Origin of the sequence: Heliorestis convoluta, from assembly GCF_009649955.1 — a bacterium.
Classification (GTDB): domain Bacteria; phylum Bacillota; class Desulfitobacteriia; order Heliobacteriales; family Heliobacteriaceae; genus Heliorestis; species Heliorestis convoluta.
Genome location: NZ_CP045875.1, coordinates 2,115,684 through 2,131,748, shown reverse-complemented (window position 1 = coordinate 2,131,748; position 16,065 = coordinate 2,115,684). Strand labels below are relative to the sequence as shown.

General features: G+C 38.6%; 21 protein-coding genes. 12 read left to right on the top strand and 9 right to left on the bottom strand.

The window, feature by feature from the left end:
* Nucleotides 1-60 precede the first annotated feature (60 nt).
* Nucleotides 61-1,071 (bottom strand): arsenic resistance protein, encoded by a 1,011-nt coding sequence (locus FTV88_RS10265; RefSeq protein ID WP_153725540.1) that lies wholly within the window; start codon nt 1,069-1,071, stop codon nt 61-63.
* A 217-nt stretch (nt 1,072-1,288) separates the two neighbouring features.
* Here FTV88_RS10265 and FTV88_RS10260 point away from each other — a divergent pair, with 217 nt between their 5' ends.
* From FTV88_RS10260 to FTV88_RS10230, 7 genes are all read left to right on the top strand, one after another.
* Entirely contained in the window at nt 1,289-1,669 is a 381-nt protein-coding gene (locus tag FTV88_RS10260; RefSeq protein WP_243137087.1) for a GyrI-like domain-containing protein, read from the top strand.
* A 369-nt stretch (nt 1,670-2,038) separates the two neighbouring features.
* A complete protein-coding gene (locus FTV88_RS10255; RefSeq protein ID WP_153725538.1) occupies nt 2,039-3,724 on the top strand; it encodes an MASE3 domain-containing protein in 1,686 nt (561 codons plus the stop codon).
* Nucleotides 3,725-3,888: 164 nt separating this feature from the next.
* Entirely contained in the window at nt 3,889-4,452 is a 564-nt protein-coding gene (gene tnpA / locus FTV88_RS10250; protein ID WP_153725537.1) for an IS66 family insertion sequence element accessory protein TnpA, read from the top strand.
* Nucleotides 4,449-4,805, top strand: coding sequence for an IS66 family insertion sequence element accessory protein TnpB (tnpB, locus tag FTV88_RS10245; RefSeq protein ID WP_153725536.1), 357 nt, complete (start codon nt 4,449-4,451; stop codon nt 4,803-4,805). Before tnpA ends, tnpB begins: the two co-directional genes overlap by 4 nt.
* Nucleotides 4,806-4,876: 71 nt before the next feature.
* Nucleotides 4,877-6,472, top strand: coding sequence for an IS66 family transposase (gene tnpC / locus FTV88_RS10240; RefSeq protein WP_153725535.1), 1,596 nt, complete (start codon nt 4,877-4,879; stop codon nt 6,470-6,472).
* A 360-nt stretch (nt 6,473-6,832) separates the two neighbouring features.
* Entirely contained in the window at nt 6,833-7,060 is a 228-nt protein-coding gene (locus tag FTV88_RS10235; RefSeq protein WP_153725534.1) for a LysR substrate-binding domain-containing protein, read from the top strand.
* 213 nt (nt 7,061-7,273) lie between these two features.
* On the top strand, nt 7,274-7,738 hold the full coding sequence (locus FTV88_RS10230) for a CBO0543 family protein (RefSeq protein WP_162007995.1): 465 nt from the start codon (nt 7,274-7,276) through the stop codon (nt 7,736-7,738).
* A 307-nt stretch (nt 7,739-8,045) separates the two neighbouring features.
* On the opposite strand, the gene FTV88_RS15510 is transcribed toward FTV88_RS10230, so the two are convergent.
* Complete coding sequence (locus tag FTV88_RS15510; protein WP_151621242.1) at nt 8,046-8,255, bottom strand: hypothetical protein; 210 nt, start codon at nt 8,253-8,255, stop codon at nt 8,046-8,048.
* 327 nt (nt 8,256-8,582) lie between these two features.
* Between FTV88_RS15510 and FTV88_RS10225 the strand changes: the two genes are divergently transcribed.
* Nucleotides 8,583-9,314: an AAA family ATPase gene (locus FTV88_RS10225; protein WP_151621240.1), complete on the top strand. Its 732-nt coding sequence runs from the start codon at nt 8,583-8,585 to the stop codon at nt 9,312-9,314.
* 122 nt (nt 9,315-9,436) lie between these two features.
* Here the strand turns inward: FTV88_RS10225 and FTV88_RS10220 are convergent, their stop codons facing one another.
* Complete coding sequence (locus FTV88_RS10220) at nt 9,437-9,583, bottom strand: hypothetical protein (protein ID WP_153725532.1); 147 nt, start codon at nt 9,581-9,583, stop codon at nt 9,437-9,439.
* A 163-nt stretch (nt 9,584-9,746) separates the two neighbouring features.
* On the bottom strand, nt 9,747-10,016 hold the full coding sequence (locus FTV88_RS10215; protein ID WP_153725531.1) for a DUF4190 domain-containing protein: 270 nt from the start codon (nt 10,014-10,016) through the stop codon (nt 9,747-9,749).
* Nucleotides 10,017-10,569: 553 nt separating this feature from the next.
* Here FTV88_RS10215 and FTV88_RS10210 point away from each other — a divergent pair.
* The 4 genes from FTV88_RS10210 to FTV88_RS10195 all read left to right on the top strand — a co-directional run bounded on the left by FTV88_RS10210 (nt 10,570) and on the right by FTV88_RS10195 (nt 12,557).
* Nucleotides 10,570-11,142, top strand: coding sequence for a hypothetical protein (locus FTV88_RS10210; RefSeq protein WP_151621236.1), 573 nt, complete (start codon nt 10,570-10,572; stop codon nt 11,140-11,142).
* 328 nt (nt 11,143-11,470) lie between these two features.
* A complete protein-coding gene (locus FTV88_RS10205) occupies nt 11,471-11,755 on the top strand; it encodes a site-specific integrase (protein WP_153725530.1) in 285 nt (94 codons plus the stop codon).
* A gap of 276 nt (nt 11,756-12,031) precedes the next feature.
* On the top strand, nt 12,032-12,229 hold the full coding sequence (locus FTV88_RS10200) for a DUF2281 domain-containing protein (RefSeq protein WP_151621232.1): 198 nt from the start codon (nt 12,032-12,034) through the stop codon (nt 12,227-12,229).
* Nucleotides 12,219-12,557 carry a type II toxin-antitoxin system PemK/MazF family toxin gene (locus FTV88_RS10195; RefSeq protein ID WP_243137086.1) on the top strand — a complete coding sequence of 113 codons (339 nt, stop codon included), beginning with the start codon at nt 12,219-12,221 and terminating at the stop codon, nt 12,555-12,557. The genes FTV88_RS10200 and FTV88_RS10195 overlap by 11 nt, the downstream gene beginning before the upstream one ends.
* Before the next feature lie 595 nt (nt 12,558-13,152).
* On the opposite strand, the gene FTV88_RS10190 is transcribed toward FTV88_RS10195, so the two are convergent.
* The 5 genes from FTV88_RS10190 to FTV88_RS10170 all read right to left on the bottom strand — a co-directional run bounded on the left by FTV88_RS10190 (nt 13,153) and on the right by FTV88_RS10170 (nt 15,894).
* The gene (locus tag FTV88_RS10190; RefSeq protein WP_153725529.1) at nt 13,153-13,911 is read right to left on the bottom strand and encodes a DUF4351 domain-containing protein; all 759 of its coding nucleotides are present in this window, start codon (nt 13,909-13,911) and stop codon (nt 13,153-13,155) included.
* Nucleotides 13,908-14,300: an ATP-binding cassette domain-containing protein gene (locus FTV88_RS10185; RefSeq protein WP_153725528.1), complete on the bottom strand. Its 393-nt coding sequence runs from the start codon at nt 14,298-14,300 to the stop codon at nt 13,908-13,910. Before FTV88_RS10185 ends, FTV88_RS10190 begins: the two co-directional genes overlap by 4 nt.
* Before the next feature lie 88 nt (nt 14,301-14,388).
* Complete coding sequence (locus FTV88_RS10180; protein ID WP_162007994.1) at nt 14,389-14,568, bottom strand: aspartyl-phosphate phosphatase Spo0E family protein; 180 nt, start codon at nt 14,566-14,568, stop codon at nt 14,389-14,391.
* Between the two features lie 339 nt (nt 14,569-14,907).
* Entirely contained in the window at nt 14,908-15,105 is a 198-nt protein-coding gene (locus tag FTV88_RS10175; RefSeq protein ID WP_153725526.1) for a hypothetical protein, read from the bottom strand.
* A 255-nt stretch (nt 15,106-15,360) separates the two neighbouring features.
* Nucleotides 15,361-15,894, bottom strand: coding sequence for a hypothetical protein (locus FTV88_RS10170; protein WP_153725525.1), 534 nt, complete (start codon nt 15,892-15,894; stop codon nt 15,361-15,363).
* Nucleotides 15,895-16,065 lie beyond the last annotated feature (171 nt).

The following is a 16,065-nucleotide window of genomic DNA, read 5'->3' as shown; positions in this document are numbered from 1 at the left end:
AATCTACCCTCATCAACGCAGCTATCCTCTTTGAAGAAAATTAGGCTCGCCAAAAAATATTTATTCTGATGGGTCTCTCTGTTCGCTAGCAATATTGGATTCATTGATTGGCTCATTCCTATTACCACGAATTCTTAAAAGTATTTGAGAAATACCTGTCAATAAGGGTAATTCAATCAAAGGGCCAACTATTAAAGCTAAAGCTATAATTGGTTGATCAGGAAAGGCTGTTACTGCAATAGCTAATGCTAGTGGTGAGTTTCTTGCCAATGTGGTCAATGTCAAACTGGCTGAATCTTCGTAAGAGAAATTAAACATAGGGCTAATAATACGGCTAACTATAAAGTTGATCAAGAAAAAGACAAGAATTGGAACCAGTATTGTATAGACCATGCTAATATTTTCAATTAGATATCTTCCCTGTGAAGCAAACATAAACAAGATGGCTAGACTTAGAAAGAATATTTGACCTGTACTAAAAAAGGGTAATAGCTTTTCTTCTAGAATTTTTTCTTTTTTGGCTCTGTAGAACAGAAATCTCGTTATATTGGCTAACAAAAACGGAAGAGCTATGATCAGCAAAATACTCTCTATTAGTATCGACATATCGACTGCTTCCATAATGCCTGCAAAAAGCAATAAGTATACCGGTAGTAACAAAACCTGTAAAGTTAGATTAACAGGCAATATTGCTGTCGATAGCGAAAGATTTCCTCTTGCGATACCAGTAAAGACAAGATACCAGTCAGTACATGGTGTTACCATCAGCATAATGAATCCAATCCATAAGGCCGGATGGTCTGAGAGAAAGATCGCACCAAGCACCCATGCTAACAAAGGTGTCCAAATAAAATTAATCGCTAGACTGACACCAGCAAACCTGTAATTTACAAATGCTTTTTTTAAGTCTTTTATAGGAATCGTTAAAAAAAGACCATACAACATCAGAAGCAAGAAAGGAACAATAAGGTTTTCAGCATTTGCTTCTATGATTCCCACTTGACCTAACAACAAGCCTGCTAGGACAGCCAGCAAAATAATCAATGTATGTAATTTTTCTAAAATACCCAAGAAAGTCCTCCGAAATGATTTCTATTTTCATTAATTATAACAGAAGCTGTAATGCATTACACGTTTTATAATTCCCCCATGAGTGACAAACGAACCCTATCAGTGGTATAATATGGTTGCGAAAGAAAGAACATGATCTGTATCGTCTAAATACCAGCCTGGCTGTACCTAGCAGCTTTAGGGCTGGTTTTTTGTTAGGTCTGGTCCTTTTATTGACTTGCCAGCACTTTTTGGCAAAGCTTATGAAGCTATTTTTCAGCATCTCCTTGAAATTGGAGAAAAACCTGCCGGTATCCCCTTTGGAGCCTATTACAACATGGATATGGATAATCTCGATATAGAGATAGGGGTTCCCGTGTCGAAGCAATTCAGTGGCAAAGGCGACATCCAAGCTAGTGAAATTCCAGCGAGTCATCAAGTATCCTATCTGTATAAAGGTCCATACAAAGATTCGGCCTCTGTTTATGAGGCTATGCAAAAGTGGACAATGGAAAATGCTTATAGTCCCACTGGTGTAGTCTATGAATTTTACTATAACTCACCTCTGGAAGTTCCAGAAAGCGAGCTGTTAACGAAAATCGTTTTTCTTGTAGAATAAGAACAAAATTTGCTTAGCAAAAATTATAAAATTTCGTATTGGGAGATGCCTCTTATAGCCCACAAAATTTTATAATTGTGAGATCAATTTTGTTAAATTTCTATCTAATTTTTGTATGCACCACGATTCGACAAATTATTCTATGGTTTTAGTATATAATCAAAAAGAAGATGAATTTCTATAGCAGGAGAGTGAAAATGACTAATTTTTTTAACTTTGTGAAAGAAAAAAATGATATTTATGATATACTACGCCATTATTTTTTGTTAATTATGATGATCTTGCTATTTTCATGGTTATTTGACCATCTAATTTGGCGTAACCATCATTATTTAGCTCATACTGCCGTAGAAGCAATAGCCATCTTCTTTGCTTTTTCTGGCTTTATGTATTACAGTGATTTTGTTCCACCGAGCTTCTCCTGAAATTCATCTTGTCGGCTTTGGTTTTTTTGTTGTTGCGGTTATGGATGTTATACATACTATTTCTTTTATTGGTTACTTTCAAAGTCCTTTAGACCAACACGATTTATCAAGTCGTTTTTGGGTCGCTGGGAGATTTGTTGAAGCATTGGTGCTGCTTCTTATATCTAAAAACATCATATTTCGAACAACCAAATGGAACTGGTTGTTAATGTCTCTGCTGCTCTCTATAATCTTATCTGTTTTCCTTTTTTACCCACCTGCTATGCCTTCATTGTTTATTAACGGACAAGGAGCAACAGGAACTAAAATCTTAATGGAAATTGTAATTACATCCATGTTTGCCCTTGCTTTATTTTTTCGTTATAGAAAATTCAATTCTTGGTCAACAGAGAAAGATCGCTATGTTTTTCTTGCTTTACTTATAACTATACCAGGGGAGCTTATTTTTGCAGTATTCACTTCTGTCAACTCTTATCTTATGGTTTTGGGGCATTTGCTCAAGATTTGCTACTATTATTACTTATTTAAAGGTATTTTTGTTAGCACCATTACGGCTCCCTATCGAGACTTAGAACTCTCATCAGAACGTTTTTATAAAATTTTTCATAAAGTTCCTGTAAGTTTGTCTATTGTGTCTATCGACGATTACAAGTATGTTGACGTAAATAAAGAGTGGGTAGCCACAACAGGATATAGCCGAGAAGAAATCATCAATAAAAGCCAGAATGAATTTAATATTCTAACAAAAGACATGCATCGTTTGATCAGAAACCGACCTGTACGTAATATATTGGTATCTTTCAACGCCAAAAATGGAGAAACTCGTGATGTATTGCTAACAACAGAAGCGATACAGTTAAATGGCAAAGCCTGTTTTCTATATGTGGGCATTGACATAACAGAAAAGAATAAATACGAAAAAGAAATGAGTCGTCTCGACCGTCTGAATACGGTTGGTCAAATGGCTGCTGGCATTGGACATGAAGTAAGAAATCCACTAACTGTTGTTAGAGGTTTCTTACAACTATTCTTGATCCGTAAGGATTTATCGCCTTATAAAAAACAAGTAGAACTTATGCTGAGTGAACTTGATCAAGCCAACGACATTATTACTGAGTTCTTATCGTTGGCTCGGACAAAAAATAGAGAATCAAAAGAAATGGATGTAAACGAAGTTATTAATAGGATAATGCCTTTATTGACTGCAGAGGCTTATAAACAAGACAAGTATGTTACTGCTGTTCTTCAATCGGTTCCCAAAACTGTTCTCGATGAAAATGAAATAAGACAGCTACTACTTAACCTCGTCAAAAATGCTCTTGACTCTATGCCTGAAAAGGGTACGGTTACCTTAAAAACATCCTTCGAGGATGATGTAGTCGTTCTTGCAATATCTGATCAAGGAACAGGTATTCCCAAGGAAATCCAGGATAACATAGGGGCTCCCTTTTTCACAACGAAAAAAAATGGAACAGGACTGGGCATTGCCACTTGCTATAAAGTAGTAGAAAACCATAAGGCAAAAATGGATTTTCAGAGTAGTCCTCAAGGAACGACGTTCTATATTCGATTCACGCCCTGTCCACCCGATAGTGTAAATGAAAGCTTTTTAGCACTAGAGACTTCCTAAATCCGAAGTATGGTTACTTTCTCCCTAGGCAACCTCCTTCAAATAACTCTTCTCATGCCATTGCTTTAAGTTTAGACGTAAGCGTCAAACAGTACCCACATGGTAGCACAACTTCTTTTATGAGATAATCTTCCTCAAGAATACAACCTGGGGAGGATTTTTTCATGTCAAGAGCACATCTAAAAAAAGAATGGGAAGCACGAGTGGCTGCTTATAGAGCAAGCGGCCTAAGCATACCAAAGTGGTGTGCTGCCAATGATGTCAAAGCTCATCAACTGCGTTATTGGCTTAAGAAGATTGAAGCCGTAGAAAGTTCAGCGAACCCCAAAACGCAGTGGATTTCAATCGAGATAAGTGATAATGAAGAGGATAACGGAAGCAGTGTTAGCTCCCAAGATTCAGAAGCTGAAGATATGAGACTCTTTTGCACTGAAACTGACAATACCAAAGTAAATGACGTTGGAACCGATGCTGCAGAGCCTGTTAGCAATGCTGGTGCAGAGGATACACTAAGAGAAGCAAAGGAATCCGAAATAAAGAACAACGTAGAAAAATTTGCTATGGACGTTGGCCATACAAAAACAGACAATGCGAACAGTGACAGTTCCAAAGAACGCGATAGCCCGAATGGCTTGGCTATCAGGATAGGACCGGCAATTATCGATGTAAGACCCGGATTCAATTCGGTTCTACTCAGGCAAGTAGTAAGGGCGCTGACGGTACCATGATAAGTGAAGCAGCAATCGAAAAGGTCTATTTGGCCTCAGGTGCTACGGATCTTCGCAAATCAATCGATGGCTTGGCAGTAATCGTGAAAGAGGTCTTCGAGCTAGATCCCTTTTCACCTTGTCTCTTTGTCTTTTGTAATCGCCAACGTGACAAACTTAAGATTTTACAGTGGGAAGTAAATGGCTTTTGGCTATATTACCGCCGCCTAGAGCGAGGGAAATTTCAATGGCCAACAGAAGGAAGTTCTAAAACGACAAAGATTAGTCGTCGAGAACTTCGCTGGTTGCTCGATGGTCTTGCACTCGAACAGCATCAAGCCCATCCTGTGGTCACGGCTCGTACAATCCTATAAAAAGAAATGTTTTTTCAGCTCTTAGCCGTCTTTAAAAAGGATATTCGCAGAATTTGTCGAAATTACTATGTATGAGCAATAGCATTGACAATACTGAATCAATTGAATATCTCCAGAATCGCTGTAAACAACTAGAACAGCAAAATGCTGAATTAATGGCTCAATTGAACTGGCTGAAGGAGCAGATTCAACTTAATCGCCATCGGCAATACGGCTCTTCTAGCGAACGAACTGTTCCAGGTCAGCAGGAGCTTCTTTTTAATGAAACTGAGCTAGAAGCGCTAGCGCCTCTGGTTGAGCCTCCCATAGAAAACATTGAGGTGCAACCTCATCAACGCCGTAAAAAGCGGGGTTCTCGCGTTGTTAACATAGAAGGACTGCCCGTGGAAACGATTGAATACCGTCTACCCGAAGAAGAGAAGCATTGTGCTTGTTGCGGTGGTGCTTTGCACGAAATGAGCACAGAAGAACGGCAAGAGTTGAAGATCATTCCTGCCCAGGTAAAAGTGGTCAAGCATGTGCGCTATGTCTACTCTTGTCGCTGTTGTGAGAAAGACGCACCTGATGCAGATAAACCTCTGGTTATCACTGCACCCATGCCAGCACCGGTACTCCAAAAGAGCTTTGTCTCTCCATCAGTTATGGCTTACGTGATGACCCAAAAATATGCATATGGTATGCCTCTTTACCGTCAGGAGCAGCATTTTTTGCACCTTGGCGTTAATTTGTCTCGCCAAAATCTGGCCAACTGGGTTCTTTACGGCGCTAACCGATGGTTAAGTCTGCTTTATGATCGGATGCACCACCACCTGTTGCAACAGAAGTACCTCTATTGTGACGAGACGAGCTTGCAGGTACTTCATGAGCCAGGTCGGAAAGCGCAGACCAATTCTTATATGTGGTTGTACCGCACAGGGCCAGTCGGTCCACCCATCGTGCTTTTTGACTATCAAGAGACACGAGCTGGTGAGCATCCTAAAAAGTTTTTATCGGATTTTAGAGGCTTTTTGCACGTAGATGGGTATTCTGGGTACCACCTCGTGGAAAATGTCAGGCTTTGTGGCTGCTGGGCTCACGCGCGGAGGAAATTCAATGAGGCCTTAAAAGCACTACCAAACCAAAAATCCTCCAAGCCTGTCGTTGCCCAACAAGGACTAGAATATTGCAATCAACTTTTTGCTATTGAAGGCGACTTAAAAGAAGCAGAAGTTGATGCTAAAACACGTTATAAAGAACGTCTAGAGCGCAGTAAACCTGTTCTAGATGCTTTTTTAGCATGGCTTCATACACAAGAAACTAAAGTTCTTCCTAAAAGTTCCTTTGGTCAAGCGATCACTTACTGCCTGAACCAATGGGAAAAACTAGAGGGCTTTTTGCTTGATGGTAACCTAGAAATTGACAACAATCGCAGTGAGCGATCTTTAAAACCCTTCGTAGTTGGAAGAAAGAACTGGATGTTCAGTAACACTCCTAGTGGCGCACGAGCAAGCGCAATTGTTTATAGCATTATTGAAACAGCCAAGGAGAATGGTTTGAATCCTTTTACCTATCTGATATACCTTTTCGAGCAGTTGCCCAACATAGATACTGAAGATGAACAGGTTCTAGATCAACTGCTTCCATGGTCAAAAGAATCTTTGCCTAATAGCTGTCTAGCAACAAAATAGGAATTTAGAGATTAACGGAATCCTCATCTTGTTTTTCAAGGTGGGGATTTTTTTGCATTAGGAAGGTGGGTACTGTTTGACGCTTACGTTTAGACTTTTCAATCTTATTATTTCTCTGAAATTTCCTTAAGATCAGTAGGTAGACTATTACTACCAAAACGATACTGCCATAGTTTATTACTTCTATTATTGAACTCTGAAAATAAAGACCATGTACATAAACTCCCAAAACTTGGGAGCCAACAATACCTCAAACCATACCCCACTGTGGAGGGGAGTATTCACTTTTGAGAAAGTGTTTCTTAAGATAATCATTCAATAAATACAAACTAAAAATAGCCCATATAACTGCAAATACATATGCAGTTCAGCAGTTTAGAAGCCATTAAGCAAGCTGTATCGGCCAATTTAGGCGTTACAGTATTATCAAGTATGGTCGTTGAAGAAGATGTTATTGAAGGACGGTTACATATTATCCAAGTGCCTGAGTTGATGATTGCTCGAAGTATTAACGTAATTTACCTCAAAGATATTGCATTGTCTGTCCCTGCTGTTGCATTTTTAGGCTTAAAGAATATTTCAGTGTGATTGCAAAAACCCGCCAGAAAATTATTCTGACGGGTCTCTCTTTCTACCAGTATCCAAAATATCATTCACTGGCGAAGTCAAACTGTGAACTTCTCTCACATCACCTTGAATTGACGAAGGTCGGTGATTACGATACATTATCATCTGGAAAGAAACAAAAGAAGGCGAGAAGTTTTTTGAATGGATTATCTTTCTTAGGAAAACCTAATTTACATGATAATAAATATTGTTCTTGCCTTTATTTTGCCGTGGATATTTGGTCTTCTTTTGTACAGAAAAGATAAATTTATCGTCTTATTGACTGCCCCAATTGCTTCTGCTGTTGCTTTTCTCTTTAACGAGCTTGGATTTTCTTTGGGCTACTGGCTCCTTTATCCGATTTATGATCATGTCTCAATAAGTGCCCTGCCTTTTAATCTTGGACTTTATCCTGTCGTAGCATCTTACTTCGGATATTTACTAATCAGACGTTCTATGAACCATCTATGGCTGATTCTGTTATTTCCTACAGCACTTACTGCTGGTGAAGCCATTGCCCATTATCTTAGTCTTGTTATGTATTTTAATGGATGGAACATTGGTTGGACTTTTGTTTCGTATTTCGCTTGGATTGTAATTATTTACTATTACTCGAAAAAAATCCACCCTCTCTTAGAGACATATCGGAATAATGACTAAGCCACCTCCTTTCGTCGATTGAGTGTTGCTATCTTACAAATGGCAGCATTGACGTGATCACTTACGGCTTGCTGGGTAATGTCACGTCGACTCTTTTCGTTGGCCCATATACGGTCGATTCTAAAACCTGCTGTAAGCAAATGCTGATATTCGTTTAATTGACGAAGGTTTTTGCAACTTTTCTGTACATTAATACACGTATATATAATAAGGAAGGAACTCGTCGAGATAGAGAGACAGGCACAGGCCGTATTTAAGCTATGTCTGTGTTATTTTAATTACAACGAATCTTCGTGAACTATGCCAGCTAAGAGATTGGCTTAAATAGCACTTTCCTTTTTTCTTCCAAAGATAATGTACTGTCTAGAATCACTTCAGTACTTTTCTTCAAGTGTTCTTCTGGCTTGTCCTGATAGTATTCTCGATCCACTACAGGCAGTAGAGCATACAGCTTTGGGTTGCTGAGATTACGAAACTCTTCGTGCTTCAAGCAACTATTCCGGATTGTTTGAGCCACCCTTCCGGATAATGAGCCCCTTAAGGTACTTGGCATTATTTATAGCAATGTCGCACAAACACCGCCACCTAGATTGTCCGTTCGAGACCGCCGTCTGTCAATGGCAAGGGGCTTCGCCCGTCTCTTCGAGGCTCATTTTTTCCGGAGAAGTGGCTCAACTACCACCGGAATTGCGGCTCTCTGGAACCGTAATATTCAGAGGCGACATTCTATATTCGATTCACGCCCTGTCCACCCGATACGTTTATGCCAAACTGAGCCCAATATGTTACAATAAATCGTACATACATCGAATCCTTTTTCTGCAATTTGTTTGGTGGTGCATAGATGCTAGAAGAAAAGCGAGATATGTATATCCGAAGTATTCGGATTCGTAAAGAAGAATTACCTTCATATTCGGAATATCCTTTTTCCCTACCAGCTGTTCGAGAACTAGATGAAATCAGACTTCATCCTAAAGTGACTTTTTTTGTAGGGGAAAATGGCACAGGTAAGTCAACATTATTAGAGGCTATTGCTGTCGCTATTGGTTTCAATCCAGAAGGTGGAACGAAGAATTTTAACTTTTCTACCCAGGATTCTCATTCAGATTTACACCGTTATCTTACAGTAATCCGCAGTCCAAAAAAACCTAGAGACGGATTCTTTTTACGAGCAGAAAGTTTTTATAATTTCTCTACAAATGTTGATGTTCTTGGCATTATCGATTCGTATGGTGGCAAGTCTCTTCATCATCAATCGCATGGTGAAGCGTTTTTTGCAACATTCATGAACCGTTTTATGGGTCGTGGAATTTATATCTTAGATGAACCAGAAGCTGCACTTTCTCCTACTCGTCAAATGGCAATGATCTCTCGAATCCATGATTTAGTTGGTTTGGATTCACAATTCATTATCGCTACTCACTCACCAATTATTATGGCCTATCCTGACGCAACGATTATGCACTTTTCAGAGGAAGGCATCGCTGTGATTGCCTACGAAGAAACAGAGCATTTTCGTGTTACCAGAGAATTTCTTATGAATAGAAAAAGAATGCTGGAAATCTTGATGGAATGAAAATTTAAGCTGTAACATTTTATTGCAAAAACCCGCCAGAAAATTTTCTGACGGGTCTCTCTTTCTACAACCGACAAAATGGTGCACAAAAAGTCGGACGGATATATTCAACTACAGTTATTCTATTGATAAATGAGGGAGGTCATTTCGTGAAGGCCAGCTACCACATTACGGCCTGCCAAAGCTAGTAGTGGATAGACGTAGACGATAACACCTACAATTTCTTTGCCGTTGACCAGTTTGTAGATTTCTTGGACGGCCAACGTCATTACCCTTGATCTCTTTGCTACAGATAGTGCATTTAGGTTTATCCCATAGACTTTTCCACAGCTCCGTCAACTTTCCTCCAATTAGATTTCGTATTGGGAGATGCCTTTCTTAAGAATCTTTTTTTGTGAGGATTTTCATTAGCTATTAATTACACCTAATAGTTTAATAATTAGTATAGTTCAGATAAGCCGTATACGCAAAAATAACTGCCAATATGGGTAGAATAGCACCGATACTACTACAAACAATTCCTGCTATTGCAATGTTCTTACCTTTTTGTTCAAGACGTTTTATTTCTTGTAGTCCCCAGATTCCAAGAATTAAGCCAACAACACCAAGTATAAGTCCTATAGATACTAAGATAGCAGATAATATGGAGAATATACCCAGTACCAGTGAAGCGATAGCTTTACCATTCGTCATATCACTCATGCTTCCCCCCTATGTAATTCTCTGGTGAATTGTTTCCGGCAAGAGTATATACGTATTATCCTAGGACAAATTCATCCACTTTACAAGCGACTGTTTCAATAAGAGAGGCGTTAACTGATTTTGTACTTGGAAGACACCGTCCTCCCTCTTTTTATGAAACTAAAAAGACCCTTATCCAGCTACTTCGTAGATTGGCCACGTTTGATTCGTTACCCCTTTTGGTATGGGAAATATACCTATCCTACCCTGTTTTCGTAACAGGAGGCAAATTAGATATTTCTGTGGCGATTCACAGAATGTAGATACAGGCTTTGTGGTTACAACGTCGAAAGGAACAGCCGTATTGCAACGGAATCTTACGAGGAAGTTTCATCAACTCCTGGCGAAAGCAAACCTTCGCCGTAAGAGATAAAAAGTTATATTCACGGTAAGATATCGGCAAAAAGCTACTATGTTCATGATGGATTACGAGCATTTATTTAACTAACGAGCAGTTTAGTGGAACAAGAGTTTTATTATTGTAGGGGTCTACTATATAGAGAGGAGATAAGGTATGAAAAAGTTAATGATTACGCTTCCTATTTTATTGGTTATCGTATTTATATTTTTTATTAGTGAATTTAGGTTTACGGCAGTAAGTTCTGCTAAAAATCATTCCTTCCTTGAGAACGATGCAGAGTTGATAGGCGAATATAAAGTAGGTTCATCTTTTATTTTTTTGTTTAAAAGTGACAAGGAAGAGTTATACCGAACTGTATTAACTGAAAAAGATGGGCTTTTTTATCGTAGTAATGTATCAACCTATACACCATATAGCTCAGATAAAATTCAAACAGCTGGTGTTCTAAACGTCTCAACAGGAAATACGGACGCAACTTTTATAAGTATCATCTCCAACGATGAAGAAGTCTCATATATAGAAGTTGGTGTAGAGCCTAATGTAAAAAGTAAGAGAATTAACATGGGAGAACGTGTTACTTTCTTGTTTCCAGTTAGTAAACAAATATATTTACTTAATCCTACTGCATTTAATAAAGATGGGGAAAAACTTTTTTACTATGGTCTTCCCAAGGATACAAATGTATTCAATACTGATGATATTAAGTGGCATAAAGTAGCCGAATAAAAAATAATTTTAGTCTGCACTTTTGCCAAATAATTGTTTAACTAATGGGTGCGATAGTTCACAGCATATACGTAAAAACCCGCCAGAAAAATGATTTCTGACGGGCCTCTCTTTCTACAGCGATAACTACAGCCTTAACTCAAACGACTCAAGCAATTAACTACAACAGTCATTCCTATGTTCATAGGCCGTCTTGGACCTCTGACGATTGCTGTTGCATTGGCTTAAAAAGTTGAGAAAAAGTCTTGTGGGGGGTTCTCTTTCGCCAGCCATTCGGTAAAGCGAGTCCAGCTATTACGATAAGCCTTCTGGGTCTTGATAACTTTAGTTGATTCTGTTTACAGCTAGGTCGGCTTTACGAAAAGCTGTTGAAGAAGGTCATGTAACGGTCAACATTGCTAATACCGTACATAAACCACGAAAAGAAAATAACAACGAAAACACCGATATGGCCTATATGAGTCCAACGGAGATGGCGACTTTCCTTGCCATCTCCAAAGAGGACAGACTGTGTATCGCTTTTCAACTATTGCTAGGAACGGGGTTACGAGTTGGTGAACTGCTGGCCCTTCGGTGGGATGACGTGGGTTATACAGGAGCTTATGGGCATTAACACTTGGACTACTTCATGGAGAAGTACGGATGTGTTTCGCAGAAGTTGAAGGTTAACGCTGTTGAGAAGATTGGGATGGCGATAAATGGCTGACTTCTACGATTGAACTTTATTTATACTGAATTATCGTTTACAATTGCTGTAAGAGGTGATTGACCGATGCCTACGGTAGGCTAACAGTAAAAGGCAACTTTAGCTCATGACGGCTAACGGCTAGTTATTTAACAACGAGAGTTTCGTAAGATAAAATATTCATTGAAAGAGGTGAAGAACATCATGAATACTGCTAAGGAACGACTATTAAAAATTATTGATGAAATTCCAGAGCAAGAAGTCAATAAAATCTTAGACTTTGCTGAATATTTAAAAGCAAAAAAAGAAAAAAGTTTATCAGAAGATTTAACAAAAGCGAGTGAAAGTAGTATTGATTTTTGGGATAATGATATAGATGATGAGGTTTGGAATGATGCATAAACAAGGTGATATTGTTTTAATTCCAGTTCCATTCAGTGACTTAACAAGTAGTAAACAACGTCCTGTTCTAATTATTTCAAATGATGATTATAATCAAATAACCGATGATGTTCTTGTTGTTGCTATTACATCAAAATTAAAAGACCTTGATTATTCAGTCTTGATTGAACAAAAAGACTTAGACGAGGGTGCCCTTAAAGTTTTATCAGCAGTAAGAGCAGACAAAGTTTATACACTTTCAAAAAGAATCATCAGGAAAAGATTTGGTAAAGTGAACACAGAAGTATTAAAAAGTGTACGAACTAAAATAGAACACTTAATAAAATAGCAATTAATACTTGTCTAGATGGACTGCGATAAGCAGTCCTTTTTGGTTAAAAACCAGCCAGAAATCATTTCTGACGGGCTTCTCTTTCAATAACATACAGCCTTAACTCAAACGATTAACTACAACAACCCTACTTCTTCCCCTGCTTCACCAACGACCTAACCCTCTTCCTACCTGTATCTAAAATATCATTCACTGGCGAAGTTAAACTATGAACTTCGTACATAATCTAGGCAACCTCCTTACGACGATATAATGTTGCTATCTTACGAATGGCAGCGTTAACGTGATCACTTACGGCTTGCTGGGTAATGTCACGTCGACTCTTTTCATTGGCCCATATACGGCCGATTCTAAAACCTGCTGTAAGCAAATGCTGATAATCGTTGAATTGACGAAGGTCGGTGATTACGATGTTGTCATCTGGAAAGAAACAAAAAAAGACGAGAAGCGTTTAACACGCCCTCGCCATTGCTCCCTCTGCATATTCATTTTTTGCAATTTTTTGTACGTTAATACACGTATATATAATAAGGAAGGAACTCGTCGAGATAGAGAGAGACACAGGCCGTAGTTTACCTGTACCTATGATGCTTTAATTAAGATATTTGTCTAAATCTTCAGGTTTATCAAGTTCAAATATTTTATCGGCAATATTCTCTAATGCATGATACTCCTGCTTCTCTATACGATCCACGTATGACTCTGGTAATTTTCCGAACTTAATATTAAGCAAACGTATTAAAGTCTTAGTTAATGCATCCTTTTGTCCTTCTCTAATAATACGTCGATAGGTAGATGACTCTTGAAGATTGATCATTTTATCCACCTCCGCAAAGACTTTTTTAACCAACGAATCTTCGTGAACTATGCCAGCTAAGAGATTAGCTTGAAATAGCACTTTCCTTTTTTCTTCCAAAGATAATGTACTGTCAAGAATCACTTCAGTACTTTTCTTCAAGTGTTCTTCTGGCTTGTACTGGTAATATTCTCGATCCACGACAGGCAATAGAGCATACAGCTTTGGATTGCTGAGATTAAGAATCTCTTCGTGCTTCATTGCACCTACGTCAACAGTGCGATAAGGTATCGTCGAATCATTAGAGCTTTGAAATTCGATATGACAGACTATCTCGCCTTCTGTACTGCTTATAAGAAAAACTCCATCAGCACGACGATTTTCTGTCTTGGGAAACTCTATGGTCATAGTTTCTTCTAGCTTATAGTCTTGCCCTGTGAAAAACTGAATAAAAGCTACATATCGCTTGTTTGTCAACGGCAGAGTATCTTTTATCAGCTTTTTACCAAGGCCAATGCCACGATATTTGGGATGAAGGACGACTCGGCTGATCATTGGCCATCGCTTAGTTCGCTGTATTTTCGGAGGAAGATGAAAGCATCGTTGAGGCCCACCAACGATAAGAAGTACATGGCTTCATCAAGGTCTTTGCCGACAGCTTCGATAATGGGTTGGTCAGAGTTGATGATAAAATCGCTGTTGCTGATACCGTTAGGGATTCGTTGTTTTAGTTCATGTAGTAGAATGGACTTACCACTTCCTGAATCGCCTGTAATGTAGACGATATCGCCGGGGGTTATGGTGATAGCTATGTTATCGTAAACGGTAAAGGTCTGGTCATCATCTAAGGAAATACCAAAGGCTTCGGATATGGCGAGGGTTCGTGGCGTGATCGGGCTTTCCATGGTGAATTGTTTGGAGATTTCGTATTTCGTAGAAACCACGGCTACACCACCTTTACGTAAAAATAGGCATGAAAAAGAGCATAGATTTATTTATTCTATGCTCGATCTATTACTATGTAAGCCATCATTAACAGGCCGATTGCATCAAATCTGTCTGTTGGTATTTTTTCATATATTCCACAATCAAAACATCTAATTCACAGGAGAGTTTGTAAATTGTTTCATAGGCTTGTCCTAATTCGGCAGCTCGGTACATGGCTTTTCTTTTTCTATCTATCTTTCTAAGTAACGCCAGTTTCTCCCTCATATACCTCATCCCTTTGTAAGTGGAATTATCTGCTTAATTCGACATGCCCTTACAAATTCCTGCTTTTGGGTGAAAGATCTCTTATTTTTTTGACAGCTAGACCTCTTTTTATTGTGTAATGTTTGTTTATTGTTTAAGGTTTGACGAAGTCATTCTTTATCTGCATAAAGATAGTTTTGACCATGTAAAAAATCGTGACATCCCCTAGCCTTTTTAGTCAATACCTAGTAAAAATCCGTGACGTAAGGTAGTAAAAGATCATGACGTAACCATGTCAAAGGGCTTTTACAGTGTCTGATGCCATACGGTGGGTCAGCGATGATGAGGTCGATGGAGTTGTCAGGGAGTAGTCGGAGGCCGTCGTGGATGTCGATGTTGTGGATGGTGTCGAGTTGGAGATTGCTGTTGCTGTTTTTCGTCATTAAAGCCACCGTCCTCTACAAAAATAAAAAGAGCAGTCCAGCCACGATGTGTGGGGAACTGCTCTTCGTTGGTTAATGTAGGTGTAGAGTGGAGGTACAAGGTGATTCTACTCATATAAATCCCCTACGGATGTAATTTATGACGAGATTTCCATAATATCATTGAATATATTGGACTCCATATAAGCGAATAAAATGAAGCGAACTTCCAGTCAATCATTCCGTCTGTAATATACTTACCTAGAAAACCAGCTATAAAGTTCCCAACAAATAGTGGTATGACAATTTGGATGAAAAAAGCTTCTTTTCTCATCTTAACCTCCCTATTGAGGTGCCTTTGTATTCTCATTCGCAAGAAAATTTATACTTTTCACTTGATATAACTTGTAATATCAACTTTTGCAATCAAATTATTGGTTGATGTGCTCAGGATGATTACAGTGTAAGTAACGTCACTTTGTGCATTGCTTATCGTAACAGTCGCTCCTTTTGAATATTCAAGGCTTTCGTAATTATAGCCATTTGTAGCCTTGATCAGGATTTTATATTTGCCACTGGTCACGTTCGATACTTTTACGTTAAATGCGTTGTGATCATCGGAAAACCAGTTATTCATTTTGAAGTTTGTTGACCATTTCTCGCCTAGTGAGAGATTCAGATTTTTTGAGGTATTGACGCCTAAAAGAGTTGGTTCACTTTCATCAATTTCATTGATTTCGCTCTCAATTGCAATTTCATTAAATTTTAATTGTTCTATCTGCTTTTCTTGTTCCGTAGCAACTATGGACTCTTCAAAATGAATCTCCTCTGTAGCTATTTCTCCTCCGCCAACTGCGAAAGCTTTTGTAGAAAGAACAAGAGCAAATAAAAATAGCGTTATTGCAGTAAAAAATGTTTTGTTCACCTTTTTGTTGTTAGTTATCCCAGGCCCTCTATGAAGTAACCCCAATGTGATATAGGGCTAAAATACAATCTTATGATTCTCACCCTCCCATCGCCTTCATAAGTTTTTTATGAAAGGTTGGTGATTCTTTTTTTGGTCATTGAGAGAAAAATTTTAGTAAAAAGATTAGAA

Coding starts and splice junctions, on each gene's coding strand:
- tnpA (WP_153725537.1), top strand. CDS start 3,889: ATGTCAAGAGCACATCTAAAAAAAGAATGGGAAGCACGAGTGGCTGCT.
- tnpB (WP_153725536.1), top strand. CDS start 4,449: ATGATAAGTGAAGCAGCAATCGAAAAGGTCTATTTGGCCTCAGGTGCT.
- tnpC (WP_153725535.1), top strand. CDS start 4,877: ATGAGCAATAGCATTGACAATACTGAATCAATTGAATATCTCCAGAAT.
- FTV88_RS10235 (WP_153725534.1), top strand. CDS start 6,833: ATGCAGTTCAGCAGTTTAGAAGCCATTAAGCAAGCTGTATCGGCCAAT.
- FTV88_RS10230 (WP_162007995.1), top strand. CDS start 7,274: ATGATAATAAATATTGTTCTTGCCTTTATTTTGCCGTGGATATTTGGT.
- FTV88_RS10225 (WP_151621240.1), top strand. CDS start 8,583: ATGCTAGAAGAAAAGCGAGATATGTATATCCGAAGTATTCGGATTCGT.
- FTV88_RS10220 (WP_153725532.1), bottom strand. CDS start 9,583: ATGACGTTGGCCGTCCAAGAAATCTACAAACTGGTCAACGGCAAAGAA.
- FTV88_RS10215 (WP_153725531.1), bottom strand. CDS start 10,016: ATGAGTGATATGACGAATGGTAAAGCTATCGCTTCACTGGTACTGGGT.
- FTV88_RS10210 (WP_151621236.1), top strand. CDS start 10,570: ATGAAAAAGTTAATGATTACGCTTCCTATTTTATTGGTTATCGTATTT.
- FTV88_RS10200 (WP_151621232.1), top strand. CDS start 12,032: ATGAATACTGCTAAGGAACGACTATTAAAAATTATTGATGAAATTCCA.
- FTV88_RS10195 (WP_243137086.1), top strand. CDS start 12,219: ATGATGCATAAACAAGGTGATATTGTTTTAATTCCAGTTCCATTCAGT.
- FTV88_RS10190 (WP_153725529.1), bottom strand. CDS start 13,911: ATGATCAGCCGAGTCGTCCTTCATCCCAAATATCGTGGCATTGGCCTT.
- FTV88_RS10180 (WP_162007994.1), bottom strand. CDS start 14,568: ATGAGGGAGAAACTGGCGTTACTTAGAAAGATAGATAGAAAAAGAAAA.
- FTV88_RS10175 (WP_153725526.1), bottom strand. CDS start 15,105: ATGAGTAGAATCACCTTGTACCTCCACTCTACACCTACATTAACCAAC.